General features: G+C 69.8%; 21 protein-coding genes. 14 read left to right on the forward strand and 7 right to left on the reverse strand.

Annotated features, from left to right (window positions below; all coding sequences use genetic code 11):
* Nucleotides 1-243: 243 nt before the first annotated feature.
* Together D7Y11_RS20655 and D7Y11_RS20660 are read left to right on the forward strand one after the other, a co-directional pair.
* Entirely contained in the window at nucleotides 244-483 is a 240-nt protein-coding gene (locus D7Y11_RS20655; RefSeq protein ID WP_120576211.1) for a GIY-YIG nuclease family protein, read from the forward strand.
* Between the two features lie 188 nt (nucleotides 484-671).
* Nucleotides 672-1,076 carry a hypothetical protein gene (locus D7Y11_RS20660; protein WP_126934565.1) on the forward strand — a complete coding sequence of 135 codons (405 nt, stop codon included), beginning with the start codon at nucleotides 672-674 and terminating at the stop codon, nucleotides 1,074-1,076.
* A gap of 10 nt (nucleotides 1,077-1,086) precedes the next feature.
* Here the strand turns inward: D7Y11_RS20660 and D7Y11_RS20665 are convergent, their stop codons facing one another.
* Nucleotides 1,087-1,392, reverse strand: coding sequence for a hypothetical protein (locus tag D7Y11_RS20665; RefSeq protein WP_120576204.1), 306 nt, complete (start codon nucleotides 1,390-1,392; stop codon nucleotides 1,087-1,089).
* A 92-nt stretch (nucleotides 1,393-1,484) separates the two neighbouring features.
* Here D7Y11_RS20665 and D7Y11_RS20670 point away from each other — a divergent pair, with 92 nt between their 5' ends.
* Both D7Y11_RS20670 and D7Y11_RS20675 read left to right on the forward strand, forming a co-directional pair.
* Complete coding sequence (locus D7Y11_RS20670; RefSeq protein WP_120576203.1) at nucleotides 1,485-1,766, forward strand: hypothetical protein; 282 nt, start codon at nucleotides 1,485-1,487, stop codon at nucleotides 1,764-1,766.
* 10 nt (nucleotides 1,767-1,776) lie between these two features.
* Nucleotides 1,777-2,256, forward strand: coding sequence for a hypothetical protein (locus D7Y11_RS20675; protein WP_126934566.1), 480 nt, complete (start codon nucleotides 1,777-1,779; stop codon nucleotides 2,254-2,256).
* Nucleotides 2,257-2,265: 9 nt separating this feature from the next.
* On the opposite strand, the gene D7Y11_RS20680 is transcribed toward D7Y11_RS20675, so the two are convergent.
* Together D7Y11_RS20680 and nudC are read right to left on the reverse strand one after the other, a co-directional pair.
* The gene (locus tag D7Y11_RS20680; protein WP_126934567.1) at nucleotides 2,266-2,958 is read right to left on the reverse strand and encodes a radical SAM protein; all 693 of its coding nucleotides are present in this window, start codon (nucleotides 2,956-2,958) and stop codon (nucleotides 2,266-2,268) included.
* A 44-nt stretch (nucleotides 2,959-3,002) separates the two neighbouring features.
* Nucleotides 3,003-3,833 carry an NAD(+) diphosphatase gene (gene nudC, locus D7Y11_RS20685; protein WP_126934568.1) on the reverse strand — a complete coding sequence of 277 codons (831 nt, stop codon included), beginning with the start codon at nucleotides 3,831-3,833 and terminating at the stop codon, nucleotides 3,003-3,005.
* Between the two features lie 91 nt (nucleotides 3,834-3,924).
* Between nudC and D7Y11_RS20690 the strand changes: the two genes are divergently transcribed.
* Nucleotides 3,925-4,149 (forward strand): hypothetical protein, encoded by a 225-nt coding sequence (locus tag D7Y11_RS20690; protein WP_120576199.1) that lies wholly within the window; start codon nucleotides 3,925-3,927, stop codon nucleotides 4,147-4,149.
* Nucleotides 4,150-4,179: 30 nt separating this feature from the next.
* Here D7Y11_RS20690 and D7Y11_RS20695 read toward each other — a convergent pair whose 3' ends face one another.
* Complete coding sequence (locus D7Y11_RS20695) at nucleotides 4,180-4,641, reverse strand: FKBP-type peptidyl-prolyl cis-trans isomerase (RefSeq protein ID WP_169821022.1); 462 nt, start codon at nucleotides 4,639-4,641, stop codon at nucleotides 4,180-4,182.
* A 132-nt stretch (nucleotides 4,642-4,773) separates the two neighbouring features.
* On the opposite strand from D7Y11_RS20695, the gene D7Y11_RS20700 reads away from it, so the two are divergent.
* Nucleotides 4,774-5,985 carry an MFS transporter gene (locus tag D7Y11_RS20700; protein ID WP_126934569.1) on the forward strand — a complete coding sequence of 404 codons (1,212 nt, stop codon included), beginning with the start codon at nucleotides 4,774-4,776 and terminating at the stop codon, nucleotides 5,983-5,985.
* Nucleotides 5,986-5,989: 4 nt separating this feature from the next.
* On the opposite strand, the gene D7Y11_RS20705 is transcribed toward D7Y11_RS20700, so the two are convergent.
* The 3 genes from D7Y11_RS20705 to D7Y11_RS20715 form a co-directional block, all read right to left on the reverse strand.
* The gene (locus D7Y11_RS20705; RefSeq protein ID WP_120576197.1) at nucleotides 5,990-6,427 is read right to left on the reverse strand and encodes a GNAT family N-acetyltransferase; all 438 of its coding nucleotides are present in this window, start codon (nucleotides 6,425-6,427) and stop codon (nucleotides 5,990-5,992) included.
* A 14-nt stretch (nucleotides 6,428-6,441) separates the two neighbouring features.
* Entirely contained in the window at nucleotides 6,442-9,309 is a 2,868-nt protein-coding gene (locus D7Y11_RS20710; protein WP_120576196.1) for a TonB-dependent receptor, read from the reverse strand.
* Nucleotides 9,310-9,393: 84 nt separating this feature from the next.
* The gene (locus D7Y11_RS20715; RefSeq protein ID WP_120576195.1) at nucleotides 9,394-9,837 is read right to left on the reverse strand and encodes an HIT family protein; all 444 of its coding nucleotides are present in this window, start codon (nucleotides 9,835-9,837) and stop codon (nucleotides 9,394-9,396) included.
* Between the two features lie 152 nt (nucleotides 9,838-9,989).
* Between D7Y11_RS20715 and D7Y11_RS20720 the strand changes: the two genes are divergently transcribed.
* The 8 genes from D7Y11_RS20720 to D7Y11_RS20755 all read left to right on the forward strand — a co-directional run bounded on the left by D7Y11_RS20720 (nucleotide 9,990) and on the right by D7Y11_RS20755 (nucleotide 26,284).
* The gene (locus D7Y11_RS20720) at nucleotides 9,990-11,630 is read left to right on the forward strand and encodes a carboxypeptidase-like regulatory domain-containing protein (RefSeq protein WP_126934570.1); all 1,641 of its coding nucleotides are present in this window, start codon (nucleotides 9,990-9,992) and stop codon (nucleotides 11,628-11,630) included.
* 227 nt (nucleotides 11,631-11,857) lie between these two features.
* A complete protein-coding gene (locus D7Y11_RS20725) occupies nucleotides 11,858-13,657 on the forward strand; it encodes an Ig-like domain-containing protein (protein ID WP_121753752.1) in 1,800 nt (599 codons plus the stop codon).
* Between the two features lie 176 nt (nucleotides 13,658-13,833).
* A complete protein-coding gene (locus tag D7Y11_RS20730) occupies nucleotides 13,834-14,304 on the forward strand; it encodes a response regulator (protein WP_014393311.1) in 471 nt (156 codons plus the stop codon).
* A gap of 119 nt (nucleotides 14,305-14,423) precedes the next feature.
* Nucleotides 14,424-18,239, forward strand: coding sequence for an SUMF1/EgtB/PvdO family nonheme iron enzyme (locus tag D7Y11_RS20735; protein ID WP_121753753.1), 3,816 nt, complete (start codon nucleotides 14,424-14,426; stop codon nucleotides 18,237-18,239).
* 187 nt (nucleotides 18,240-18,426) lie between these two features.
* A complete protein-coding gene (locus tag D7Y11_RS20740) occupies nucleotides 18,427-19,392 on the forward strand; it encodes an ADYC domain-containing protein (protein ID WP_121753754.1) in 966 nt (321 codons plus the stop codon).
* Nucleotides 19,393-19,649: 257 nt separating this feature from the next.
* Entirely contained in the window at nucleotides 19,650-21,524 is a 1,875-nt protein-coding gene (locus D7Y11_RS43365; protein ID WP_158629085.1) for a hypothetical protein, read from the forward strand.
* Between the two features lie 251 nt (nucleotides 21,525-21,775).
* On the forward strand, nucleotides 21,776-23,056 hold the full coding sequence (locus D7Y11_RS20750; protein ID WP_126934571.1) for an efflux RND transporter periplasmic adaptor subunit: 1,281 nt from the start codon (nucleotides 21,776-21,778) through the stop codon (nucleotides 23,054-23,056).
* A 42-nt stretch (nucleotides 23,057-23,098) separates the two neighbouring features.
* Nucleotides 23,099-26,284 (forward strand): efflux RND transporter permease subunit, encoded by a 3,186-nt coding sequence (locus D7Y11_RS20755; RefSeq protein ID WP_126934572.1) that lies wholly within the window; start codon nucleotides 23,099-23,101, stop codon nucleotides 26,282-26,284.
* Nucleotides 26,285-26,289: the final 5 nt, after the last annotated feature.

Raw genomic sequence — 26,289 nt, forward strand, 5'->3', positions numbered from 1 at the left:
GCCTGGTAGGCGTGGTGCACGAAACGCAGGTGCTGGCGGGGTGGCGGACGGATCCGCTGGCGCAGGTGTCGGACGTCATGGCGCGGGTTCGCAAGACGCACGCGGTCCGCAGCCAGAAGCGGCGGCTGGCGCGCCTGCACGGCAGGCGTGGGGACAGGCAGAAGCTTTTCTGAGGGGCTCGGTCCTGGCTGTAGAGTGGGGCTCGCCGTGTCGGAAGCCCCTCCCACCGCCTGGACCGTGTACATGCTGCGCTGCCAGGACGGCACGCTCTACACGGGTGCCACCAACAACCTGGAGCGTCGCCTGGCCACGCACGGCCGGGGCAAGGGCGCCGCGTACACGCGAGCCCGGCTGCCGGTGACGCTGGTGTGGAGCGAGCCCGCAGAGGACCGGAGCACCGCCCTGCGCCGCGAGGCCGCCATCAAGCGGCTGACGCGCGCGGACAAGTTGCTGCTGTTCACGCGGCGTCCGGGACGGCGTTGACGCACGTCCCCCCGCCTTGTTGGCGGAATGGGTTCTCTTCACGACGCGGGATGCGCGCCGAGCGACAGTTGGCGCGGCGCCCGCGGGTGTTTCATCGCCTGCTGATGAAACGGCCGGGGCCTTCGGGTGGGTGTACGGAACGCCAGGGGCCGAATTAGGGTGTGGCCTGTCCTAGCAGGGGGAAGTCCATGTCGCGTTCTCGCTCGTTCTTGTTCGCTTTGCTTGCCCTGGGTCTGGGGAGCGTGGGGTGCGGCGCGCCCAACCACCAGCCCGTCATCACCGCCGGACCGCGCCCGTTGGGCTCGCCGTCCACGCCGGGCGGACTCAAGTTCGAGGAGGGCACCGTCATCCAGCTGCAGCTGGAGGTGACGGACGCGGACAACGACGAGATCTACTTCCGCTGGACGCAGAACCCCTCGAACGCGGGCGGCGTGTTCAGCAACGCCAACATCGCCACGCCCACCTGGACGGCGCCGGCGCCGCTGGAGGACCCGAACCAGCCCATCTACCTCTACGTGGAGGTGGAGGACCACAACGGGGGCGTGCTGCTGGGCCAGTCGCCTCCGCTCTTCATCCTGCGGAAGCAGCAGTAGCGCGCAGGCCTCAGGCGGCGGTGGCCGCGGGAGGCGGAGAGCCCGGACGCTGCTTCGCGCGGCTCCGGGCGCGCACGGCGAAGAGGATGGCTGCCACCAGGCCCACGCCCGCGCCAATGGCCGCGCCCATCAGCTGCGAGTGCATCAGCGACGCCGTCACGCTGCGCACCACCTCTGGCAGGTTGCACATGGTCTGCGTGGCGAGCGGCGTGCTGTTGTTCCACTCGATGTAGGAGGGGGCCGCCAGCGACGCGATGAAGGTGCCCAGCAGGGTGCCGGCCAGGATGAAGATGAGGAACGTCTTGAGCATGGCCATGGTGGGGACCTCCTCGGCGGGTGGGCGGCGGGCCGTCCTTAGTATGCGCACGCCCGCCGCGAAAGGGGCGAAGGCGTGCTAAGGGGGCGGGTGTGCCGCTCCTGCCACTCGCCATCCTGTTCGGGGTCGTCTCGCTCGTGTGCGCGGCCCTCCTGCTGACGCACGCCTTCCGCCGCAGCGTGGGCACGGGCGTCATGGTGCTGCTCATCCCCTGCTACATGCTCGTCTACGCGTTCAGCCAGTTCGAGCACCCGCGCAAGAACCTCATCGTCGCGGGCTTCGTGGCCAGCACGGTGCTGACGGCGGTGTTCCTGGGCATGGGCGCGCACGGCATCTCGGCGGCGATGGCCCGCATGCCGCCCCCCGGCTTCTAGGCCTCCGCGCATGACCGCGAGCCCCACGGGTGCCCGCTGTGGCCAGCATCCGGACGCGGCCGCGGTGGCCCTCTGCGCGCGCTGCGGCGGCTACCTGTGCGGTGCGTGCACGGAGGTGCTGAAGGAGACGGCGTACTGCGCGCCCTGCGCCGAGCGACGCTTCCAGGACATGCGCCCATCGCGCGCGGTGCGGCTGGCGCTGCTGGCCAACGTCCTGGGGCTCCTGTTGCTCGTCGCGCCGCTGTGGATGTTCTCAGGGGGGAGGCAGGGCGAAGGGACGACGGTGCTGCTGGTGCTGATGGGGGCGTTCGCGGCGGCGGTGGCGGGCACCGTCATCTCCACGCGGAAGCTGCGGCGCCGCGACGAGGTGGGCGACCGGGGCTTCGCCATCGTGCTGCGCGTGCTGTCCGCGCTGAACCTGCTGGGGCTGCTGGCGTGGGGCGCGCTCATCGCCGTGGTGCTGACGACTCTGAGGCGGCACGGGCCCTGAGGGCGCGCGTCACACGCCGCGTTCGTTGGGGTCCCAGAGGTACTTGTGCATCTGGAGCTGGAAGCGCACCGGCAGCCGGTCCTCGATGATCCACTCCGCCAGCTGGCGCGGGTGGAGCTTGTCGAAGATGGTGGAGAACAGGACGCCGTAGGGCTTCTTTCCCAGCTGGTGCTCCTGCACGAGCGCGCGCGCCCACTCGTAGTCCACGCGTGAGCCGATGACGATCTTCAGCTCGTCGTTGGCGTTCATGGACGTGAGGTTGCGGTAGTCGTTGCGGTCGCACTCGCCGGACGACGGCGTCTTCATGTCCACGATCTTGTGGACGGCCGAGGGCACGAGCCGCACGTCGATGGCGCCGCTCGTCTCCAGCAGCACCTTGAGGCCTGCGTCCAGCAGCGCCTCCATCAACGGATACACGCCGGGCTGGAGCAGGGGCTCGCCACCTGTCACCTCCACGGTGGGCGAGTTCCAGGCCAGCGCCTTCTCGACGACCTCGGAGACCTTCATGCGGCTGCCGCCGTGGAAGGCGAACTCGCTGTCGCAGTACGTGCAGCGCAGGTGGCAGCCGGTGAGGCGGATGAAGCCGCACAGCATGCCGGCGTGGGACGACTCACCCTGGAGTGAGAGATAGAGTTCCTTCACCACGACGGAGTCGGCGGTGGGGACGCGGCGGGGCTCGATGTGCGGGCGTGCGGCAGGCATGGCGTGCGAAGGGGCGCATCAAGCGCACCCTTGGGGGGAAGGGGTCAAGCCCGGCGGGCCTTCACCCGGTCGATGAAGGTGTCGATGAGGTGGCGCGCGATGCTCAGGCGGGGCGGGATGCGCGGCAGGTCGTCCACGCCGAACCAGCGCGCCTCGGCGATCTCCTTGCCGTCCACGACGACATCGCCGCCCGCGTACTCGGCCATGAAGCCCACCATCAGCGAGCGGCCGAAGGGCCACGGCTGGCTGCCGAAATAGGTGACGTTCTTCAGGTCCACGCCCACCTCCTCCTTCACCTCGCGGAGCACGGTCTCCTCCAGCGACTCGCCGGCGTCCACGAAGCCGGCGACGGTGCTGAAGAAGGGCTCCGGGAAGGACGCGTTGCGCGCGAGCAGCATCTCGTCACCCCGGGTGATGAGGACGATGACCGCCGGAGCGATGCGCGGATAGAACGGCGTGTGGTCCACCGGGCATCGGCGAGCGCGTTCGCCAGGCACGAGCTGCGTGGCCGCGCCGCACTTGCCGCAGAAGCGGTGGTTGAGGTCCCACTCGGAGATGGAGAGCGCGCGGCCCGCCACGGCGAAGGTCGCCTCGTCCACCTGCTTGTAGAGCGAGCGGGCGGGCACGAACTTCAGCCCCTCTGGCGGCGTGAAATCTCCCGGCATTGGTGCCGCATAGCAGTCCGTGTCGTCGAGCATGCCCAGGAAGTGGGCGCTGACCGCGGCCTCCGGCAGGGCCGAGCACCGGGGCAGGTCGAGTCGGCCGTCCTGCTCGGACACGAGCAGGTCCATGCCGCGCGTGGCGAACAGGAGCGCGATGTCGCGCGAGCGAGCGGGCGGTTCATAGCCGGGCTGGAAGCGTTTGAGGGGGCTCACGGGGCGACCTTAACGGACAGCGCGGCGGGGCGCCGCGCGCTATGCTCCGGCCGCCCGCCACCGGGCATTGCCCGCCTGGGAGCCTTCGACCGTGAACGCCCTCATCCTCCGCGTCATCTGCGGCCTGCTATTCGCCGGAATGGTGCTGGGCGTGGTGAACCATCCCCCGCAGGACCTCACGCAGGGGCTGGGCATGATGCTGCCCGCGACGATGCTGCTGGGCGTGGCGCTGAAAGGGCCGAAGGGCCGCTCCACGATTCCGAAGAAGCGCTCGCCTCCGGCACCGCCCGTGTCCGGGGGAACGCCCGGCGTTTGAAGTCCACGCCGGGGCCCCTCGTCACGCGCATCAGAAGATGTTCATCAACTCCACGTCGAAGACGAGCACGGCGTCGCTGGGGATGACGGGCGCGGAGCCACGCGAGCCGTAGCCCAGGTCGGAGGGGATGACGAGCTTGCGCTTGCCGCCCACGCGCATGCCGACGAGCCCCTCGTCCCATCCGTCGATGACCTGGCCCGCGCCCACCGAGAAGGTGAAGGCCTCACCGCGCGAGCGGCTGTTGTCGAACATGGAGCCATCCGGCAGCCAGCCCGCGTAGTGCACCTGCACGCGGCTGCCCTTGACGGCCTCCTTGCCGGTGCCCACGACCAGGTCCTGCGTGTAGAGGCCGGACTCGCTCTTGTTCATCGCGGACAGGTCCACGCCCAGGGAATCGGCGTAGGTCACGTCCGCGGGGTCACCCGAGGAGGATGAAGAGTCACCACAGCCGGCCAGGGCCAGCACCGCGCACAGCAGGAGGGAACGAAGCATGGCCCGCAGCCTGCCGCGCGCGGGCCCCGTGGGGAAGGGGGGCACGCACGGCCTGCCCGCCCGGACGGTGCTGGGCGCGCAGGTCCTGCTTGAAGCGCGTCCATGCGGGGCTTATCCGTTGCGCCGCCCGCCATGCAGACGCCTTCCGACCCCGCGCCTTCCGCTTCGCTCCGTCCCTCTCTCGTCTGGCTGATGGCGGTGGCCGGCGCCGTCACCGTCGCGAACCTCTATTACAACCAGCCCCTGCTGGGAGACATCGGACGGACGCTGGGTGCGGACGGGAGCGCACTGGGTCTGGTGCCCACGCTGACGCAGGTGGGCTACGCGGTGGGCATGCTGTTCCTGGTGCCGCTGGGCGACAGCCTGGAGCGCCGCAAGGTCATCCTCCTGTTGTGTGGCTGCGTGGGCGTGGCGCTGGTGGTCGCGGGGCTCGCTCCCAGCCTGCACGTGCTGGTGGCGGCGAGCTTCGCCATCGGCGTGACCACGGTGGTGCCGCAGATGATCATCCCGTTCGCGGCGCAGCTCGCGGCGCCCTCGGAGCGCGGACGCGTGGTGGGCACGGTGATGAGCGGGTTGCTCATCGGCATCCTCTTGTCGCGCACGGCGGCGGGCTTCGTGGGCACGCACCTGGGCTGGCGCACCATGTTCTTCGTGGCCGCGGGGCTGATGGTGGTGACGGGCGTCGTGCTGCGCTTCACGCTGCCCGCGCAACCGCCCTCGGTCTCCATGCCCTATCCCCAGTTGATGCGGTCGCTCATCCACCTGGCCCGCACGGAGCCGGTGCTGCGGCTGCACGCGCTGCTGGGAGGGCTGACCTTCGGAGCGTTCAGCGCGTTCTGGGCCACGCTGGCGCTCTACCTGCGCTCACTGCCCGGGCACTACGACGCGCAGGTGGCGGGCCTCTTCGGCGTGGTGGGCGTGGCGGGCGCGGCCATCGCGCCGCTGGTGGGGCGCTACGCGGACCAGCGCGGGGACCGGCGCATCAACGCGCTGGCCATCGCCGTGCTGCTGGCGTCCTTCGTCGTGCTGTGGCTCGTGGGGCACTCGCTGTGGGGCATCGCGCTGGGCGTGGTGCTGCTGGACCTGGGCGCGCAGGCGAATCAGATCGCCAACCAGGCGCGGGTGTATTCGCTGCGTCCCGATGCCCGGAGCCGCCTCAATACGCTCTACATGGTGACCTACTTCGTGGGCGGCGCCGCGGGAGCGTGGGCGGGCATGACGGCGTGGACGCGCGCGGGCTGGCCGGGCGTGTGCGCGGTGGGCGCGGCGATGTCGTTCACGGCGCTGGTGGTGGTGCTCTGGAGTGGCCGCCGTCTGCCGGCGGCCCAGGCCTCCGCGACCTGAGGCCTCAGATGTCGCGCTGCATGTTCCGGTGGGGGATGCCCACCTCTTCGTAGAGCTCGCCGTACGGCGCGTAGCCCAGGCGCTCGTAGAAGGGGACGACGGGGGCCCGCGCATGCAGGTGGACGTGGCGGAAGCCGCGAGTGCGCAGCTCCTCTTCCAGCGCGCGCACCAGCTTCGCGCCCAGGCCCTTCTTCTGCAGCGAGGGCGACACCGCCATCTGGAAGAGCCGGCCGCCGTGCGCGTCCTCCGGGTGGAAGAGCACGCAGCCCAGCACGTCGCCGTTCGCGTGGGCCACCAGGTGGAGGCTGGCGTCCTCGAAGGGGAACTTCACGTCCTCGCGGGCATGGCCCAGCGGCTCGCGCAGCACGCGGAAGCGCAGCTCCAGCTCGCCCGCGTAGAGCGGATGGCGGGGGTCGATGAAGTCGAAGCGGAGGTCATTCATGGCGCGAGAGTCTGTCAGAAGCTGCCGGTGAGCTGGAGGTTGAAGGTGCGGCCGTACTGCGGCACGGGACCGGCGGAAACGTCGTCGCTCACGACGAAGGCGTAGCGCGAGTCGAGCAGGTTGTTCACGCCCGCGAAGTAGCGCAGCCGGCCGTAGTCACCGGACACGCCGAAGCCCACGAGCAGCGCCTCCCCGCTGGCCGCGCCAGCGACGCTCGGCACCCGGGCGCTCTGGTAGGTGGCCTGCGTGGCGATGCGCATGTCGCCGTTGCCCACGGGCAGCAGGAAGCGTCCGGAGGCCAGGTGCGCGGGCGCGGCCTCCACCACGTCCTGCGAGGCGTTGCGCAGCGTCACGTACGAATAGCTCAGGTCCACCAGCAGCCAGCGGCCCGGCTGCCAGTGCAGCCCGGCCTCCGCGCCCCACGCGAGCGTCTCGCCGGAGTTGTTCGCGTAGACGAGGCACTGGGTGGGCGCGCTCTGGGTGCCGCAAGCGGGCGTGGCCGCGGACTCGGTGGTGAGCGTGACGAGCTGGGAGATGCGGTTGTGGTAGCCCGCGACCGTCAGGCGCAGCTCGTGCGTCAGGTCGTGCGAGTGCTCCACCTCGAAGGTGGTGATGGTCTCCGGCTGCAGCGGCCCCGCGGGGCGCTGGGTGAGGAGGTTGTCCTCGTAGAACAGCTCGTAGACGTTGGGGGCGCGGAACGCGCGGCCGATGACGAGCTTGGTGAGGCCCTGCTCATACGGCCGGCCGATGACCGCGAGCCGGGGCGTGAGCGGCAGCGAGTCCAGGTCGGAGTACATGTCCACGCGGAAGCCCAGGGACAGGCTCAGGCGCGGGTGCAGGCGCCATTCGTCCAGTGCGTACACGGACACGAGCGAGCGCGTCCGCGAGCCCAGTGACGCGGCCACCGCGGGGCCCACGCTCTTCTGGTCCACGCGCAGCTGGGCCTGGCCCTCCACGCCCACGGTGAGGCGGTTGGCTTCGGACAGGACCGCCAGCAGGCGCGCCTCGCCGGTGAGCCAGTCCGCCGCGCCGGAGTCGGTGTTCGTCACCGCGTTGTCGCCGCCGTCGTAGTTCCAGTGGCCCTTGTAGCGGCTCAGGTCCAGCGCGCCGCGCAGGGACAGGACGAAGCGCTCGGACAGGGGGCGTTCGTACTTGGCCTCGGCGAAGCCGCGCACGTCCTGCACGCGCGTGCCCTGCGCGCCCACCACGGTGCCATAGGGAGCGGTGGGCACGTCCTTGCTGCGCCCGTGCAGCCGGGCCACCAGGGACAGGTTGCCCAGGCGAGCGCGCAGCGAACCGGTGCCGGCCCTCTCGCCGTCCAGGCCGGTGACGATGGGGCCCGAGTCGCCCAGGCGGGTGGTGTCCGCGCCGTGGGACTTCATGCCCGCGAGGCTGAAGAGGACGGAGCGCTGGGGGTCCTCCCACGACGTGGTCGCGTGCACGAGCGTGGAGCCCAGCGCGCCCACGGCGCCGGTGATCTCCAGCCGCCGGTCCAGGCCCAGCGACTCGCGCGGCACCACGTTGATGACGCCGAAGAACGCGCCCGTGCCGTACAGCGCGCTGCCGGGGCCGCGCACCACCTCGATGCGCTCCACCTCTTCCAGGTCCACGCTGAGGTCATGCGCCGCGTAGCCCTGGCCGGCCCACACGTCGTTCATCGCGTGGCCGTCCCAGAGGATGAGGATGCGCGTGTTGAGGTCGCCCGGCGGAGAGAAGCCGCGCACGCCCAGGTACGTGTACGTCCGGTCGTCGGTGAGGAAGAAGCCGCGCACGCCCGCCAGCGCCTCCGCCAGGGTGCGCCAGCCGAACGCGCGCAGCTCCTCCGGCGTGAGCACGGTGGTGGAGGCGGGGGCCTCGTCCACGGACAGGAGGCGCTTGGACGCGGCGCGCACCGGAGGCGGCTCGTAGCGCAGGGTGGCGTGGACCTTCACCTCCTGGTCGGGGATGACGGTGACCTTCTGGCGCACGGGGCGCACGTCGCGGCTCTCCACCTCCAGCACGTGCTCGCCCTGCGGGAGGGTGACGACGGTGGGGGTGAAGCCCGCGGGCCGGCCGTCCACGCGCACGGTGGCGCCGTCGTGGTTGGCGGTGACGACGACGCGGCCGCTGGGCGCCGTCTGGGCGGTCAGCGTGACGGCGAGTGGCAGGGTGCCTTCGGCGGGCACGTCGATGACGTACTGACCGGGAGCGTGGCCGGGAGCGCGCACGTGCAGCACGCGCTGGCCCGGAGACAGGCGCAGCTTCGCGGGGATGCGGCCGAGGACGGGACCGGTGGGGCTGTCGCGCACCTCCGCGCCCTCGGGGCTGCCGGTGATGTCCACCATGCCGGTGATGAGGGCCAGGTCCAGGTCCACGGGCACTTCCCGGCCCCGGACGAGGGTGACGGCGGCCTCGGTGGGGCGGTAGCCGGACTTCTGGACCAGGACCTTGTGGCGGCCCGGCGACAGCGCGAGCGTCTGCGGCGAACGGCCCCGGCTGCCCAGGTCCGCGCGGTCCACGAAGACCTCCGCGCCGCGGGGATTGGTGGTGACGCGAACCAGGGCGACCTTGGGGCGCAGCCGCTCCAGGGAGCGGGTGACCTCCGAGGCGTCCTCGGCCGGCAGGTCCTCGCCGAGCAGGTCGTTGTAGTAGCGGTACGCCTCGTTGAACTTGCCCAGCGCTTCGAAGCAGCGCGCGATGTTGAAGAGGACGTTGCGGTTGGGGACCAGCCGGTAGCTGGTGAAGTACGAGCGCAGCGCCTCGGTGTAGTTGCCGTGCGAGTAGGCGTCGTTGCCCAGCTCGAAGGCGATGTCCGCCTCATCCGCGTTGTTGTCCGCGAGTGCGGGACCGGCGGTGAGGAGCCAGAGGGACAGCAGCCAGGGACCGAGGGGGAACGCACGCATGAGGGCGCCGGCATTCTTCCCCCGATACGGTGTCAGGTCCATGACACTGGCCAACCCGGAAGAGCACCGCACGCCCGGCGTGGGTCAGCGGGCGAGCGCCGCCGCCAGCCGCCGGGCCGCGGCTTCCAGCGTTTCCGGCGAAAGGTGCTCCGCCGGGACCGCGTCGAAGGCGCCCCGACCCCGGAGGTGGGACGGGGTGTCCGCGAAGCGGGGGACGAGGTGCAGGTGGAAGTGGCGGAGCACGTCCCCAATGGCGAAGGCGTAGACGTGCTCGGCGCCGAGCACCTCGCGTTGGGCGCGCATCACCCGGGCGGCGAACGGCCCCAGCTCCCGCGAGGCCCCCTCGTCCAGGTCATACCAGCCGCGCACATGCTGATCGCTGGTGAGCACCACCCAGCCCGGGACGGGGCTGGGGGACGCCACCCCGTGGAGGACGAGCCCGGGCACCCGCGCGAGCACGCCACCCGGTGGGTGGACCTCCCCGCGAACGATGGCGCAGCCCAGGCAGGGGTCGTTGACGTCTGACATGGCGAGTCATCCTGGTTCGGGGCGCTTGGAAGCCCTTGGGTAAAATTCACCCCACCTTGACGGCGTGGGCCCGGGTCGGGGAGTGTCCGATTTCCGCCCTTTTGGGAGCAGCTGGGGCGTGAAAATTCCGTCATAAATTCAAGGTGGGGACGATGAAGAAGCAAGTGCTGATGGCCGTGTTGCCGCTGATGGTTTGGGGGTGCGGTGACCCGACTGACGCGGACAACGATGGTGTCGCGGACGGTATCCGTGATCCGAACAACGTGTCGGTGGTGGTGCCTTCCACGCCGAAGGGCACGGTGTCGGGCCAGGTGCTGAGCACGACGCTGCAGCCGCTCGCGGACGTCACGGTCGCGATGACGATTGGCAGCCAGCCGACGGGCAAGTCGGCGACGACGGATGCCAGCGGCAACTTCGTGATGACGGACGTGCCGGCGGCCGCGCAGGTGCTGCTGACGTTCAGCAAGGGCGGCTACTCGACGCTGCGTGCGTCCTCCATCGTGCCGGCCGCCGCGGGCACGGTGCCCATCAACAACGGCAACGCGAGCTTTGGTCCGGTGACGCTGACGCAGCTGAACAGCTCGCTGGCCGTCACCGTGGTGACGCCGCAGGGCCGTCCGGCGGTGGGCGCGAAGGGCGTGCTGGAGGTCGACAAGGCGGGCTCGGTCATCCTGAGCAACTACGACTCCGTCTCCTCCGTGGTCAGCAAGGTCTACGTGGAGGCCACGGCGGACTCCAACGGCATCCTGACCTTCAACGGCATCCCCTCCGGCGTGGAGCTGGCGCGCCTGGGCGGCACGTACAACCTGTGGATCGCGCCGATGGACACCAACGGCGACGGGGTGGTGGACACGGGCGGTTACACGAAGAGCTACTCGGGTGGCTCCATCGTGGGCACGCAGGCCACGACGCTCGCGCAGCTGAACTTCTCGAAGCCGTCGGGCGCCGGTGCGCTGGCGATCGAGGGCGGCAACGTGGGCAGCCTGAAGGGCGACCTGGATCCATTCCGGAACATGGTGCGTCCGGGCGAGCCCATCTACGTGTACTTCAACCAGCCGGTGCAGCCGGGCTCGCTGATCGTGCGCATGACGGACGAGTACGCGAAGGAGACGCTTGCGGTCACGCCCCAGGTGAACATCGGTGGCTACTCGGCGACCCTGACGCCGAGCGGCTCCGTGCAGGAGGGTAAGGAGTACAATCTCGCCCTTCGGGCCATGTCCGCTGAGGGTAGCTCCTCCATCGATACGAAGGGCTTCTTCGTCGCGGGCTCGAGCTCCAGTCCGCCGGCCATTACGGTTTCCGGGAACGCAACCTTCTACGATGCCAACAGCAGCGGCATCCTAGAGGCGGGCGAAGTTGTGGTGGTGAACTTCAACCAGCCCATCAAGCGCAGTGGCACGCCTGTTTACGTTTTCTTTGATGGGGTCGACCTCAATACCTCCTCCACGGTGGTGCAGGGTGAGTGGACTCCTACAAACAAGTCCGCCGTCGGCTTTTCGCTCTTCTCCTTTGAGCCCCAGACGTTTGTTCCGGAGTCCGGCATGTATGCGGACCCCCGTCCTGTGTTTCCGCCGCGCGCCTCGAACTACAGCTCGCGCTACTACTTCAGGTATTCCTCCACGGGTTCGGGATACAAGACCTTCCCGTCCGGATCGCCCGTTACCTTGCAGCTTGCGTTCGACTTCCTCTCGAACCCGAGTGGCGATGTGTATGAGTCTGCATGGGGCACGCCGCTGACCACGACCATCGCGGCCAATGTCACTCTGGTTGCTGTTCAGCCTCCGACCAACTAGTGAATCAGACAGGCTCCTGTCTGCTGTCTTCACTTGATGCCTGAATGGAACGCCCTTGCGAGTGATAGCTCGCGAGGGCGTTCGTGTTTTTGCCTCACGGGGAGCAAGGTCTCTGCTGCGGGACCCTTCGTCCGACGCCAGAGACTGCGATGGGCTTTATCGTCCCAGGTTTGAACCGCGACGGAGCCCGGAGCTTCATGGATACGTTCTTGCTTTAGGTTGGACGCATGTTCCCAGGTCGCGTTTATGCAGCACTATTGATGTGGATTATTCCCTGCGCCTGCATCCAGATTCCTGAGATTGAGCCAGGTGTGTCGCCGGATGCAGGACTCCCGGATGAGCGGCCTGTCCTGCTCGACTGGCTGTCGCCAACCGCAGACAGCTCCACGAATGGACCGCTCCAGATCCAGGTGGAGGTCATGGGGCCAACACCGGACCGTGTGGAATTGCTGGTGGACGGTGCTCCTGTCGCGGCGCTGGATGCGCCGTATTCGTTGAAGTGGGAAACGTGGCTCACCCAGGAAGGCACTCATGTGCTCGTCGTCCGCGCACTTAGAAACGAGCAGGTCTTCCTGAGTACCGAGCGGACCGTCGTGATTGACCGCACACGCCCGCGGATGATCTCTCAGGTCCCGGCCATCAGCGCCTCGGATGTTCCTGTGCGGACGCATATTCAGGCGACCTTCTCCGAGCCGCTGGATGGCGCCAGCGTAAGCGGGCAGTCGATTCAACTGGTGGCGGAGGCCGGGCGCCTGGATGCGAACATGCTCCTTTCGGAGGATGGCCGGACCCTGACCGTGAGCCCCGCTTTTCCTCTGCCGGTTAACCAGCGAATCCATGTGGTGATGGCCGACACGGTTGTCGATTCCGCCGGCAACCGGCTTGAGTCCACGGGAGCAGAGTGGACGTGGTCCGTGCCTGCTTATCTCCAATTGGGAGCGCCGCAGCTCTTCGGGAAGATTGAAGAGACCACCCTCGTTGAGACGTCACTTCGGGTGGGAAGTGACGCCCGGCCTATCGTGGCCTGGACGCAAAACGGGACGGTCCGCGCGAAACGCTGGACGGGCGACAGCTGGGAGTACCTGGGACCTCCTCTGTCTGGATCCACGGGCAGCGACGTCTGGGGAAATGCCTTGCAGATCGACCCTGAAGGGCGCCCGATGCTCGCATGGTTGGAATACACCGCAGGCTCCCAGAACCAGATCCATGTCCAACGATGGAGTGGAGCCGCTTGGGAGCCCATGGGCACCTTCATGACAACCACCCTCGCGCAGAGCTACGTCCAATGGATGGGCTTCAGCTCCGGAGTCCGAGGCCTTCCTGTTGTGGCATGGCGCGAGCGCAACTCCACGCAGGAACAAGTCGTGTTCCGCCAGTGGAGTGGAAGCAGCTGGGTTTCACTGGCTGCGCCAGTGCCAATGAAGAGTGAGATGGCTATCAATTACATGGGGTTCGACCTTGATGCGTCTGGGAGGCTGGTCCTCACTTTTAGCGAGAATGAATCGCTCAAGGCCGCGGTCGGGCGCGTGATGCAGTGGAATGGGACTGCCTGGACGGATCTGTCCGCAGGTCTTGGTTTGCTGCCAATGACCCGTGTTGTTGATGATGCCGGACGGGTACTTGTGGGAGGGAGCGGCTGGGGAAATGGGGTGCGCGCAGGGCTCATCAAACAATGGGATGGAACAACCTGGGTGCCGGTTGGCAACCCGTTGGCGGACATTGCCGGAGGGACGGATCAGGGCGTGGACGTCATGGCGCTGGACTCCAATGGGTCGCTGGTCGTGCTCGCGACCGAAGCGCCTTCCGCGACCGAGACAGGGAGCAGGATCGGGCAGGCGCGGCGCTGGACGGGAACCCAATGGGAGTCCTTGGGCGGCATCTTGAAACCCAACCCGGGCAGCTTGCTGTGGGGGCTTTCCGACTTCGCCCTCGCGGGGAATGACGAGCCCATCGTGTCGTGGACGGAGAAGGTCCAATCGGCCGACGCATCCATCTGGGCCATCCGCGTCTACCGCCTCAACCACTGAGCCCCCACCCCCAGTCCCTCCGCCCACCTACACTGTCGTCCACTGTCCCCCTGTCACTCAGCGGACAACGGACCTACCCTCGGATCCGTCCAGGGAAATCTTGCGAGAACGGGCGCTTTCCGGCGGACGTGTTTAGATTCGCTCCGCCCCTCCCCTGCATGCGAGGCCTCTGCTCCATGAAGAACGCGGTCCTGACATCTCCAGAGGGTGAGCCAACCGCGAGCGGTGGGCCCGCTCCCGTGAACTCCGCCAAGCAGCGCGTCCTCGTCGTCGACGACTTCGACGACGCCCGCGAGATGTACGCCGAATACCTGGAGTTCTGCGGGTTTGAGGTGGACACCGCGAAGAACGGCCTGGAGGCCGTGGAGAAGGCCCAGGAGGGGGAGCCGGACATCATCCTCATGGACCTGTCCCTCCCCGTCATGGATGGCTGGGAGGCGACGCGGCGCATCAAGCAGGACACCCGCACCCGCGACATCCCCGTGATGGCCCTCACCGGCCACGTGCTCGCCGGCAACGCCGAACACGCCCTGTCCGTGGGTGCGGACGAGTTCGTCGCCAAGCCCTGCCTGCCGCAGGACCTTGAGAACAAGATCCGCAACATGCTCAAACCCAGCAAGGCGAAGCCCCGCTCGGGTCAGGAGTAACCCCAGGCGCCGCCCCGCAGTGTCCATGGGTGGACACTCGGGTGCGGTACCCTGCGCCGGGACAGGCTCCCGCGGGCCCCCCGGTTGACCCCTGGACGCGGGAAACGTAGGCAATCCTGGTGGGCTCTCCCGCCTCGTCTTCTCCACCTGACGCGTGGACTCCTCCCGAGGAGTTCGACGAATACCGCATCGTGCGGCCGCTCGGACGGGGACGCACGGGCCGGGTGTACCTGGCGCACGACACGCTCCTGGAGCGCCCCGTCGCGGTGAAGTTCATCCCGTCGCTGGGCTCCAACGCGCTGGCGCGCTTCCTGGTGGAGGCTCGCGCCGCCGCCCGCATCCAGCACCCCAACGTCGTCACCCTGTACCGGGTGGGACAGCTGGAGGATCAGCCGTACCTCATCTCGGAGTTCATCCGGGGCGTCAGCCTGGACCGGCTGGCCCGGCCCGTGTCCTGGGAGCGCGCGCTGGGCATCGGGCGGGACCTGGCCCGGGGCCTGGGCGCCGCGCACCGCCGGGGCGTGCTCCACCGCGACATCAAGCCCGGTAACGCCGTCCTCACGGAGAGCGGCGAAGTGAAGCTGCTCGACTTCGGCCTGGCCAAGCTGCTCGACCGTGCCGAAGCCAGCGAGCCCACCCCGCCTCGTGCGCCCCTGCCTCCGCCGGAGCTGCCCGCGGATTGGGATCCGGAAGCCAGCCCCGCGCTCGGCGCCCGCTCGCTGGACGGTGTCTTCCTGCCGTCCCTGCCGCGCGGCGCGCTGGTGGGCACGCCCTACTACATGTCCCCGGAGGCCTGGGCCGGCGAGGAACTCACCGCGCGCAGTGACGTGTACTCACTGGGCGTCGTGCTCTACGAGCTGTGCGCGGGCCGGGGCCCCTTCCGCGATGTGCCCTGGCGCGAGCTGTCCGAGGCCGTGCGCACCCGCGACGTGCGCCCCCTCCAGGAGGTGGCCTCGTCAGTGGACCCGGGCTTCGCCGCCGCCATCGACAAGTGCCTGAAGCGCGACCCCGCCCAGCGCCACGCGTCCGCCGCGCAACTGCTCGACGCGCTGGAGGCGCTGACGCGCGAGGAGCTTCCGGCCGTCATTCCGGAGGGCAATCCCTACCGTGGCCTCCGCGCCTTCGAGGCCGAGCACCGCGGCCTCTTCTTCGGCCGCCGCCGCGAACAGCGCGCCGTGCTGGAGCGGCTCAAGGCGGAGGCCTTCCTGCTGATGACGGGCGACTCCGGCGTGGGCAAGTCGTCCCTGTGCCTCGCGGGCATCCTCCCGGCCGTAATGGACGGCACGCTGGAGGACGGCCGGCGCTGGCGCACCGCGCGGCTCGTGCCCGGACGCAGGCCCGTGTCCGCGCTCGCCGTGGCGCTCGCGCCGGTGCTGGAGGTGGACGAGGAGCCGCTCGCGGAGACGCTGCGCCAGGACCCCACGTCGCTCGGCCGCAGGCTGCGCGCGAAGCTGGGCACGCAGGGTGGACTGCTCGTCTACATGGACCAGCTGGAGGAGCTGGTGACGCTGTCTCCGCCGGAGGAGGCCGCGCTCGCCGGGGCCGCGCTGGGGTCGCTCACGGAGGCGGCCGGAGGGCTGCGGCTGCTCGCCACCGGCCGCAGCGACTTCCTCACCCGCCTCACCGCAGTGCCCGGCCTTGGCCCGGAGGTGCCGCACGCGCTGTACCTCCTGCGCGCGCTCACCCCGGAGGAGACGCGCGAGGCCATCGTCGGCCCCGCGCGCGTGAAGGGCGTGCGCTTCGAGTCCGAGAACGTGGTGGACGCGCTCGTCGCCTCCACGGCGGCGTCCGACGGCGGGCTGCCTCTGCTCCAGTTCGCGCTGGCGGAGCTGTGGGACGCGCGCGATGAGTCCCGTGGCGTGATGACCCAGGCGGCGCTGGACTCACTGGGTGGCGTGTCCGGTGCGCTCGCCCGGCATGCCGACGCCGCGGTGGCCCGCCTGTTGCCCGACCAGCGCTCGGCGGCGCGCGGCGTGATGCTGCGTCTGGTGACGGCGGATGGCACCCGTGCGCGCAAGACGGACCGCGAGCTGGTGGGCGACGACCCTCGCTACCGCGCCGCTCTAGAGGCCCTGGTGCGCGCGCGCCTGCTCGTGGCGCGCGAAGGCGAGGGCGGCACCGCGTACGAACTGGCCCATGAAGCGCTCCTCACCGGGTGGGCCACGCTGGCGCGCTGGCTGGTGGAGGCGGGCGAGCGCCGCGAGGTGCAGGCCCGCCTGGAGGCCGCCGCCGCGCAGTGGGAGCGCCTGGGCCATGCGCGCGAGTCGCTCTGGGGCCCTCGCCAGCTGGCGGAGACGGAGCTCCTGGAGCCGTCCGAGCTCACCCAGCGTGAGCAGTCCTTCCTCAGCACCTCGCGCAGCACGGGCGTGCGCAGCCGCCGCCTGAAGGTGGGCCTGGTGCTGGGCTTCCTCGCGTCGCTGGGGCTCGTGTACGCGGGCCTGCAGTGGCGCGAGCGCCGCATCCTCGACGTGCGCGTGCGTGGCGAGCTGGCCTCGGCCGGGTCGGAGCTGGAGGCCGTGCGCCGTGAACGCGACGCGCTCCAGATCGAGCGCGCGGAGGCCTTCCAGCTCTACGACACCGGCCACAAGGCGGACGGGGACCGGAGCTGGGCGAAGGTGGCGGGACACGCCGGACAGCTGTCCCACCACTTCGACGCCGTGGCGGACCAGCTGGAGCGCGCGCTGGCGCTGGCCCCCACGCGCACCGACGTGCGCGACGCGCTGGCGGACTTCCTCTACGAGCGCGCCCTGTGGGCCGAAAGCGAGCGCGAGCCCGTGCTGCCCGCGCTGCTCCAGCGCCTGCGCCTCTACGACCCCGACGGTGTGCGCTGGAACCGCTGGAACACGCCCGCGCACCTGTCCCTCCAGGTGGACGCGCCCGGCGCCTCCGCGGAGCTGCGCCCCATCTCACGCGAGGCCTCGGGTCCGGAGGTCGTGAGCGAGCCCCTGCCTTCCCCGGGCGCGCTCCCCTGGGCCAACCTCACCGTGCCTCCAGGGAACTACCAGCTCACCGTGCGCGCCCCGGGCCACGAGGCGTCGGTGCAGCCGCTGCTCCTGACGCGCGGGGAGTCTCGGAACGTCGTCCTGCCGCTCGTCCGCGTGGGTTCGCTCCCGCCGGGGTTCGTGTACGTGCCCCCGGGCGACGTGCGCTTCGGCAGCGCCGCCGAGTCCAGCGTGCGCGACTTCTTCAACGCCACCCCGCTGCACACCGTGCCCGTGCAGGGCTTCCTCATCGCCCGTCACGAGACGACGTACGCGGACTGGCTCCAGTACCTGGCGGCCCTGCCCGCGGAGGAGCGCGCCTCGCGCCTGCCCCGCGTGGGCACGGGCGGCTACGCCGGAGGCCTGGCGCTGGAGCCGGACGGCAATGGCTGGCGCCTTCGCTTCCAACCCGGCGGCGTGCGGTACACGGCGCGGACGGGCGAGCCCGTGCGGTACGCCCGACGCTCACAGCGCACGGAGCAGGACTGGCGCCAGTTCCCCGTCAGCGGCATCAACTTCGCGGACGCGGAGGCCTACGTGACGTGGCTGTCCACGTCCGGCCAGGTGCCGGGGGCGCGGCTGTGCTCGGAGCTGGAGTGGGAGCGCGCCGCGCGCGGCGTGGACGGTCGCGAGTATCCCCACGGCAACCGGCTGGGGCCGGACGAGGCCAACGTGGACGTCACCTACGGCAAGGATCCGGGCGGCTTCGGCCCGGACGTCGTGGGCAGCCATCCCGCGTCCCGCAGTCCCTTCGGCGCGGACGACATGGCCGGCAACGTCTGGGAGTGGACCCGCTCGTGGCTGGAGCCCGGCCGCCCGGTGGCTCGCGGGGGCAGCTTCACCTTCAACGTGACGAGCGCGCGGTCCTCCAACCGCGAGCTGCCAGAGCCCTCACTGCGCGACGTCACGGTGGGCCTGCGCGTGTGCGCGGACGCGCCCGTGTCCGGCGGTTGAGCGCCACCGGACACTGGAACCCCCCGGGAACCGCTGGCCTCGCCCTGGGGTCTGCTCCAACTGGAAGCCACTGGACGCTGCAAGTGCCCGGATGGGCCTCGTGTGGTTGCCGCTCCCGCACACCGGACTGACCTTGTGCCCTGTAACGCGGTGCGGGTCGGGGTCGGGGCAGGGAAGGGGCATCCAGATGAGGACGTTGCAGCGAGTGTTCGCGGCGTGTCTCGCCGTCGTGGCGGTGGGCTGTGGCACGGAATCGTCGGAGCCCGAGGCTCCCTCCCTGCGCACGCAGGTGGCGGAGGTCGTCTCGCCCAATGGGCGCAACCTCAACGGACGCAACCTCAACGGCCGCAACCTGAACAACGGCGAACTGGGCAGCATGCTGGTGTCCGTGGCGTACGCGGGCGCTACCTCCGCCTCCGGCAAGTCGCTGACCAACGTGCGGCTGCAGGGCTCGGCTTTCGTCGGCCTGGACGGCCCCAACCCCGTGACGGGCATGGGCTTCAATGGCGCCCGCTTCGTCGGCAAGCTGGGCGACGGCTCCACCCTGCCCGTGCGCGTGGACAGCATCACCCAGGGCAGCGGCGGCGACAGCGACCTGTGGTCCTACCAGGTCTCCTACCAGGGGTCGGACGGCAGCTGGAACTCCGTGTGCCAGGACGCGAACGGTGGGGCGCTCTCCGCCATCGCCGTGGCCGGCCGCTGGAACTACCTCCAGGGCGTGGCGGGCGGCGGCGAGAAGATTGAGGACGCCACCGCCTTCACCTTCGCCTGCGAGGGCGCCGCCATCGCGAAGTGCATGCACTTTGGTTACAAGCCCTGGGCCACCGTCAACGGCCAGAGCCTCGCGGGTCACCACCAGGCCTGCACCCGCATGGTTCGCGCGGACTTCTGTGGCGACGGCGCGTCGCACACCACCGATGGCCAGTGGGTCAACCTCTACGACGGCGTGGGCGTCCAGACGGACACCGAGTCCTGGAGCACGGAGGCCGAGTGGAATGAGGCCGGCGCGCGTTGCTTCACCTCGGAGACCCGCGCCCACGCGCCCGTGACGTGCTCGGGCTTCAACCCCATCCCTGACTGCGGCAGCACCAGCCACTTCCAGTCCGGCACCCGCCTCATCAGCGAGTCGCCCTACGGGGTCAGCGGCTTGTAGCCTCACCGGCTACAGCAATCCCAGACTTGTAACGGACTAGGTTACAAAATCTGGAAGTCGATGAAAGTCAGTGTTTCATGTTATGAGAACGCTCCATTCGCCTCCGCGTCGCAAGGACCGGAGGGGCATGGGGCGTTTTCCGCATTCACGGAGGGGGACGGGACCGGTGTGTTCGGGGTTCCGCGCACGGTGAGGGGGAGGGCGCCCCATCGCGAGGCTGTCGTCGCGGTCACCCCGTCGTGAGTGGAGCACGCCCCATGAAGCCTGAGCTGTCCCTGCTGTGGAAGCATTCCCGGAAGCGTCTGCCGTTCGCGCTCCTGGCCTCGTCGCTGGCGGTGGGCTGTGGCCAGCCCGCCCCGGAGACGTCCGAGACTCCCGCGCCTTCCGCGCCCCAGGCGGACTCCTCCGCCCAGGCCGTGGACCCGTCCGGCAACCTGGAGGTGGCGCTTGGTACGACCCTGCAGGCCCTGGAGGGGGACGAAGCGCGTCCGGTGGTGGAGTCCCTCTTCGCGATTCCCCAGGGCGCGGCCAGCAAGTCCACGGCCACGGTGTTCCAGCTGAAGCTGAAGTCGAATCGCTCGGAGAACGAGGCGTTCCGCGGTGGGACGCTTTCGATGGCGGACGGTGCGCAGCAGCTGACGTTCCGCGACGACGGCCAGGGTGGCGACGCGGTGGCGGGGGACCTGCTCTTCACGGCCTCCGGCACGTTCGACTTCGTGGCGCTCCAGACCCAGCAGCAGCGCATTGCCCAGGCGCAGTCCCAGTCGCAGACGCAGCTGACCACGGCCGTGTTCGAGAACCGCCAGTTGGTGGCCACCGTGCCGGTGACGGCGCTGAGCACGCAGTTCCCGGTGGGCCAGCCCGTGCCCATCCAGCCCATTGGTCTGGCGTCGCTGGTGGACCCGGCGCGCTCGCTCATCATCCGCGCGCCCGGCGTCGTGAACGACACGACGCGCACGTATGACCCGTGCACCGGCGTGGGCAACCCGAACGGCAAGTGGACGTTCAACTACCTGATGACGGAGATGGCCAACCAGCCCTTCACGGGCGTGGCTCCCACCACCTTCGTGCGCGAGTGGCTGCGCCAGTGGGAGCAGCCGCGCACCATCAACGGCTTCGTGAACCCGCCGCGCACGTCCATCGCGGCGAACCTCATCGGGCCCTGGCCGAAGCTGTCCTCCGGCGAGCTGAACCTGGCGAGGTCGCCGTTCAAGCTCATCGCCATCGTGAACCGGCTGGACCTGGCCGGCAGCAACCCGGCCTACGGCGCGGGCAGCGCGGGCGAGGGCCGCTTCATCTTCGCGGCCACCACGGGCACGGGGTCGAGCTGCTACACGGTGCCCTTCCTGGTCATCCTGGAGTACGGGGTGGACAAGACCGGCTGCGTGAACATCAAGACCTACGCGCAGCAGTGGCAGGCCCTGTCCGGGCTGCCGCTGGGCAGCGCGTCGTACAACGCGGCGCTGGAGGCCCTGACGGAGCAGTTCGCCAAGCGCGACCTGTCCCCGCGCAAGCCCAACCGCAGCTCCATCAACCAGGTGCGCACCAACGACGACTGGTTGGCCCACCCGTGGGAGCTGCGCGAGTTCCGTCTCTGGAACGGCTCCATCAACCCGAACTCGTACTCCACCACGCCGCCGCCGGCGCTCGGGCTGCTCAACAGCCACACCGTGGCCCAGACGCCGGACCGCACCCGGCAGACCACGCTGTTCCCGGCCTACGTGAACGCGAACACGGGGCCCATCATCGCGGGCACGTACTCCGTCCCGCTGCCGTGGGCCGGTGGCACCTTCCGCTCGGGCCGCGCCCTGGTGACGAACCCCGTGGCCACCCCGCCGTTCTGGAGCCTGCCGGCGTCCGCCATCCCCAACCGCCAGGCGCGGCACGTCTTCTCGCTCAACACCTGCGACGGCTGCCACGGTGACGAGCTGGGCACGAACTTCACCCACGTGAGCTGGACCGGCGCGCTGTCGCCGTTCCTCAGCGGCGCGCTCACCGTGCCGGACCGCGCGGACGGCACGCCCGTGCGCACCTTCAACGAGGTGCTGGCGCGCCAGACGTTCCTGGACCAGATGGCAAACCAGAGCTGCCTCACCACGGCGTTCGTGACCGCCGCGCCGAGCGTCCACTGAGCCTCGTCCGGATGTGAAGAAAACGCGGCCTCCGTCCCTTCGCGTGGGACGGAGGCCGTCGTCTTTCCAGCCGCCGTCCGCATGTCTCCCCGCCTGTCAGGGGGACGGGCCGGGCGTGTTCTCCAGGTTCACGGGTGGTGGTGGCACGACTTCCCCGGCCGGGGGGGCGGCACCACGTTTACCCGGCCCCGGGGACCGCCCCCGGGCGGAACTCCAGGGCCAATGGCCCCTGGGGGCCGGGGAGGCAGGCCGTGGAACGCACCGAAGAGACAGCGGGTCTTCGAGCCCGGCGCACGGGTTCACGGTGGGGAGCCGTGCTGGCCGTTGTCTGGTTGGCTGGCGCATGCGGACAGCGCTCCGAGGAGGCCGCCGCGCCCACCGCGCCGACGGTGGTGTCGCTGGGACCGGAGAACGTGGTGCGCGTGGAGCCCCAGAAGCTGGAGAACGGTCCCGTCATCTCCGGGACGCTCCAGGCTCGGCGGCTGGCCAGCGTCCGCGCGGAGGTGGGGGGCAGCATCCTGGACGTGATGGCGGACCAGGGCCAAGCGGTGAAGGAGGGGCAGCCCCTTGCGCGCGTGGAGGAACACACGCTGCGCGAGCAGGTGCTGGCGGCCAGCTCCAGCCTGCGCGTGGCGCGCAATGCCTTGCAGGTGGCGAAGACGGATGAGCAGCGCAATCAAACCCTGGTCAAACAGGGCGTCATCACCCGCCGCGACTTCGAACGCGCGCAGCTCACGCGGACGCAGGCGGAGGGACAGCTGGCGCAGGCGCAGGCGCAGCTGAAGCTGGCGCAGGATCAGCTGTCGCGCACGAAGGTCTCCGCGCCCTTCACGGGCGTGGTGAGCGAGCGGCAGGTGAACGCGGGCGACATCGTCCAGCCGGGCGCGCCCCTCTTCGTCGTGGTGGACCCCGCGACGTTGCGGCTGGAGGCCTCCGTGCCCGCGGCGCAGCTGGGCCAGGTGAAGGTCGGAACGCCCGTGGACTTCCGCGTGAACGGCTACGAGGACCGCGCCTTCAAGGGTGAGGTGGAGCGCATCAACCCGGCGGTGGACCCCGCCACGGGCCAGGTGCGCATCTACGTGGGCATCCCCAACAACGAGCAGACGCTCCTGTCCGGCCTGTTCGCGCTGGGGCGCGTGGCGTCCCAGTCGAAAGAGGCGCTGGCCGTGCCGGTGGACGCGCTCGACACGCGCCAGGAGCCGCCCACCGTGCAGCGCATCTCCAACGGCAAGGTGGAGGAGGTGGCGGTGACGCTGGGCCTGCGGGATGACGTGGCGCAGGCCGTGGAGGTTCGCTCGGGGTTGAAGGCTGGGGACGTGGTGCTGCTCGGCTCCGCGCGCGACCTGACCAACGGCACGCCCGTGAAGCTCACCGCCGCGCCGCAAGGGCCGAAGAAGCAGCGGCCGGTTTCTCCACCGGAAGCCCAGCAGGGCGTGGGCGGCGCGGGCAACGCGTCCGGCGGCAGTGGCCCCGCTCAGGCTCCGGCCGCGGCCGGGACTCCCACGCCTCCTGCCCAGGCACCCGCGAAGTAACGCCAGACGTCTCCACCTCTTGAAGCACCGCAGGAGTCGTCCGTGTTCATCTCCGACTTCGCCATCAAGCGCCCCATCGTCACCATCACGGCGATGGTGGCGCTCGTCGTGTTCGGCATCGTGGCGCTCTTCAACCTGGAGACGGACGAGTTCCCGGACGTTCAGCAGCCGGTCATCAACGTCACCATCGCGTACCCAGGGGCCTCACCCGACACGGTGGAGCGCGAGATTGTCGAGCCCATCGAGGACGCCATCTTCGCCATCTCCGGCGTGGACGGGAAGAAGACCACGTCCAGCTCCACGGACAGCCTGGCGAACTTCACGGTCTTCTTCGACTTCGAGAAGGACATCCAGGAGGCGTCCCAGGACATCCGCGACGCCATCTCCAGCAAGCGCGCGGACCTGCCGCAGGAGATGGAGGAGCCCATCCTCACGCGCTTCGACCCGGCGGACCAACCCATCGTGTCGCTGGTGCTGACGTCGGACGCGCTGGACGTGCCCGCGCTGTCGCTCATCGCGGATCCGCTGGTGGTGGGGGATTTGCGCTCGGTGCCGGGCGTGGCGCAGGCCACGGTGGTGGGCGGCGTGGACCGGGAGATGACGGTCCAGGTGCGGCCCGCGGCGCTCCAGGCGGCGGGCCTGTCGGTGGCGCAGGTGGTGGCGGCGCTCCAGGCGCAGAACCTGGCGGCGCCGGTGGGCCGGCTCAACACCGAATTGCAGGAGCGCACCATCCGGCTCAAGGGCCGCCTGGAGACGCCGGAGGACTTCGCGCAGGTGCCCATCGCGGAGCGCAACGGGCGCACGCTGCGGCTGGGCGAAGTGGCGGACGTGTTCGCCGGCACCGAGGAGCCGCGCACCCTGTCGCTCTACAACGGCGCGCAGGCGGTGGGCATCGAGGTCATCAAGTCCAAGGGCCACAGCACCACGGAGGTCGCGGACGGCGTGCGCGAGCGGGTGAAGATGCTCCAGCAGCGGCTGCCCGCCAACGCGAAGCTGGAAATCGTCCGCGACGCGGGCACGCGCGTGGAGAACTCCGTCATCAACGTGCAGCAGGCGCTGATTGAAGGCGCGCTGCTCACGGTGCTGGTGGTGTTCCTGTTCCTCAATTCATGGCGCTCCACGGTGATTACGGGCCTGGCGCTGCCCGTGTCCGTGCTGGCGTCGTTCGTGAGCGTGTGGGCGTTCGGCTTCACGCTCAACACGATGTCGCTGCTGGGCCTGACGCTGGCCATCGGCATCCTCATCGACGACGCCATCGTGGTGCGCGAGAACATCGTGCGGCACGTGGAGATGGGGAAGGACCACTACACGGCGTCGCGCGAGGGCACGAACGAGATTGGCCTCGCGGTGGCGGCGACGACGTTCTCCATCGTGGCGGTGTTCGTCCCGGTGGCGTTCATGTACGGCGTGGCGGGACAGTGGTTCAAACCGTTCGCGCTCACCATCGCGTGCTCGGTGCTGGTGTCGCTGTTCGTGAGCTTCTCGCTGGACCCCATGCTCAGCGCGTACTGGCCGGACCCGCAGGTGGAGAAGGGCGAGCGGCGCAACTTCATCTCGCGCGGGCTGGAGCGCTTCAATCACTGGTTCGACCGGGAGGCGGACCGCTACAAGGGCGTCATCGCGTGGGCGCTGGACCACCGGCTCGCGATGGTGTTGCTGGCGGTGGGTTCGCTGGTGGGCGCGGTGGCGCTGCAAGGCGTCTTCGGCGGCGCGGGCTTCGTGCCGGTGAGCGACCGCGCGGAGATTGAGATGCTGGTGGAGACGCCCGCCGGCTCCAGCCTGGACTACACGCGGCGCAAGGTGGAGGAGGTGTCCCGCCTCACGCGCCAGCATCCGGAGGTCGCGTACACGTACACGACCATCGGTGTGCCGTTGCCGCTGCGCTCGCCGGGTGTGGACCAGGCGCTGGTGTACGTGCGGCTCAAGCCGAAGACGGAGCGCAAGGCGAGCCAGGAGGTGCTGGGCAAGACGCTGCGTCAGGAGTTGCTCGCGGTGGGCGGCGCGAACGTTTCGGTGTTCACCAGCGGCTTTGGCGGGGCCATCAAGTCCATCCAGCTGGAGCTGCGTGGGCCGGAGTCCAAGGGGCTCAACCAGCTGGCGCAGCAGGTGATGAAGGAGGTGAAGCAGGTGCCGGGCGCGGTGGACGTGGGGCTGTCCACTCGCGGCGAGAAGCCGGAGCTGGAGGTGGAGCTGAACCGTGGGGTCGCGGGCCAGCTCAACGTGACGGTGGGCCAGGTGGCGCAGTCATTGCGGCCGGCCTTCGCGGGCCTGGACTCCGGCGACTGGGTGGACCCCATTGGCGAGACGCGCGACGTGATGGTGCGCCTGGCGCCCCAGTTCCGGGAGAACCCGTCGCAGCTGTCGCAGCTGCCACTGGTGGTGGGCACCAGCCCCACGGGTGCGCCGGTGGTGGTGCCGCTGGGACAGGTGGCGTCGGTGAAGCAGACGGTGGGCCCGGCGCAGATCGATCACCTGAACCGCGAGAAGGTCATCAACGTGCAGGCGAACGTGGCGGGGCGGTCGCTGTCGGAGGTGATGAACGGCATCCAGACGCGGCTCGAGGCGGTGAAGGTGCCTCCGGGCTACGAGGTGTCCACGGGCGGCGAGTCCGCGGATCAACAGGAGGTGTTCGGCCGGGTGTTCCTGGCGCTGGGGGTGGCGGTGATGTTGATGTACCTCATCCTCGTCATCCAGTTCGGCTCGTTCATTGATCCGCTGGCCATCCTGGTGTCGCTGCCGCTGTCGTTGATTGGCGTGGTGTTGGCGCTGGTGGTGACGGGGGACACGCTGAACATCATGAGCCTCATCGGCGTCATCCTGCTGATGGGCATCGTCGCGAAGAACGCCATCCTGCTCATCGACTTCGCCAAGTGGCAGCACGAGAAGGGCATGCCCTTGCGCGAGGCGCTGATTGAAGCGGGACGCATCCGCTTGCGGCCCATCATCATGACGACCTTCGCGCTCATCGCGGGCATGGTGCCGGTGGCGCTGGGACACGGTGAGGGTGGCGACTTCCGGGCGCCGCTGGGCCGCGCGGTGATTGGCGGCGTCATCACGTCCACGCTGCTCACGCTGCTGGTGATTCCGACGGTGTATGAAATCCTGACGGACGGTCGCGCGTGGATGACGGGGAAGCTGCGCCGGGTGTTCAAAGCGCGCGGCCAGGCCCACGGGCCAGCGCACGGTGGCGGCGAGCCCCGGCCCCACCCGCAGGCCCGGCAGGAGTGACGCGG

Source organism: Corallococcus sp. AB018, from assembly GCF_003986945.1.
Classification (GTDB): domain Bacteria; phylum Myxococcota; class Myxococcia; order Myxococcales; family Myxococcaceae; genus Corallococcus; species Corallococcus exiguus.

What these genes read in the sequence shown, in the direction of transcription:
- D7Y11_RS43365 (WP_158629085.1), top strand. Translation starts at nt 19,650, where the DNA reads ATGAAGCCTGAGCTGTCCCTGCTGTGGAAGCATTCCCGGAAGCGTCTG.
- D7Y11_RS20715 (WP_120576195.1), bottom strand. Translation starts at nt 9,837, where the DNA reads ATGTCAGACGTCAACGACCCCTGCCTGGGCTGCGCCATCGTTCGCGGG.
- D7Y11_RS20740 (WP_121753754.1), top strand. Translation starts at nt 18,427, where the DNA reads ATGAGGACGTTGCAGCGAGTGTTCGCGGCGTGTCTCGCCGTCGTGGCG.
- D7Y11_RS20705 (WP_120576197.1), bottom strand. Translation starts at nt 6,427, where the DNA reads ATGAATGACCTCCGCTTCGACTTCATCGACCCCCGCCATCCGCTCTAC.
- D7Y11_RS20680 (WP_126934567.1), bottom strand. Translation starts at nt 2,958, where the DNA reads ATGCCTGCCGCACGCCCGCACATCGAGCCCCGCCGCGTCCCCACCGCC.
- D7Y11_RS20695 (WP_169821022.1), bottom strand. Translation starts at nt 4,641, where the DNA reads ATGCTTCGTTCCCTCCTGCTGTGCGCGGTGCTGGCCCTGGCCGGCTGT.
- D7Y11_RS20710 (WP_120576196.1), bottom strand. Translation starts at nt 9,309, where the DNA reads ATGCGTGCGTTCCCCCTCGGTCCCTGGCTGCTGTCCCTCTGGCTCCTC.
- D7Y11_RS20665 (WP_120576204.1), bottom strand. Translation starts at nt 1,392, where the DNA reads ATGGCCATGCTCAAGACGTTCCTCATCTTCATCCTGGCCGGCACCCTG.
- D7Y11_RS20730 (WP_014393311.1), top strand. Translation starts at nt 13,834, where the DNA reads ATGAAGAACGCGGTCCTGACATCTCCAGAGGGTGAGCCAACCGCGAGC.
- D7Y11_RS20660 (WP_126934565.1), top strand. Translation starts at nt 672, where the DNA reads ATGTCGCGTTCTCGCTCGTTCTTGTTCGCTTTGCTTGCCCTGGGTCTG.
- D7Y11_RS20700 (WP_126934569.1), top strand. Translation starts at nt 4,774, where the DNA reads ATGCAGACGCCTTCCGACCCCGCGCCTTCCGCTTCGCTCCGTCCCTCT.
- D7Y11_RS20675 (WP_126934566.1), top strand. Translation starts at nt 1,777, where the DNA reads ATGACCGCGAGCCCCACGGGTGCCCGCTGTGGCCAGCATCCGGACGCG.
- D7Y11_RS20655 (WP_120576211.1), top strand. Translation starts at nt 244, where the DNA reads ATGCTGCGCTGCCAGGACGGCACGCTCTACACGGGTGCCACCAACAAC.
- D7Y11_RS20720 (WP_126934570.1), top strand. Translation starts at nt 9,990, where the DNA reads ATGAAGAAGCAAGTGCTGATGGCCGTGTTGCCGCTGATGGTTTGGGGG.
- D7Y11_RS20725 (WP_121753752.1), top strand. Translation starts at nt 11,858, where the DNA reads ATGTTCCCAGGTCGCGTTTATGCAGCACTATTGATGTGGATTATTCCC.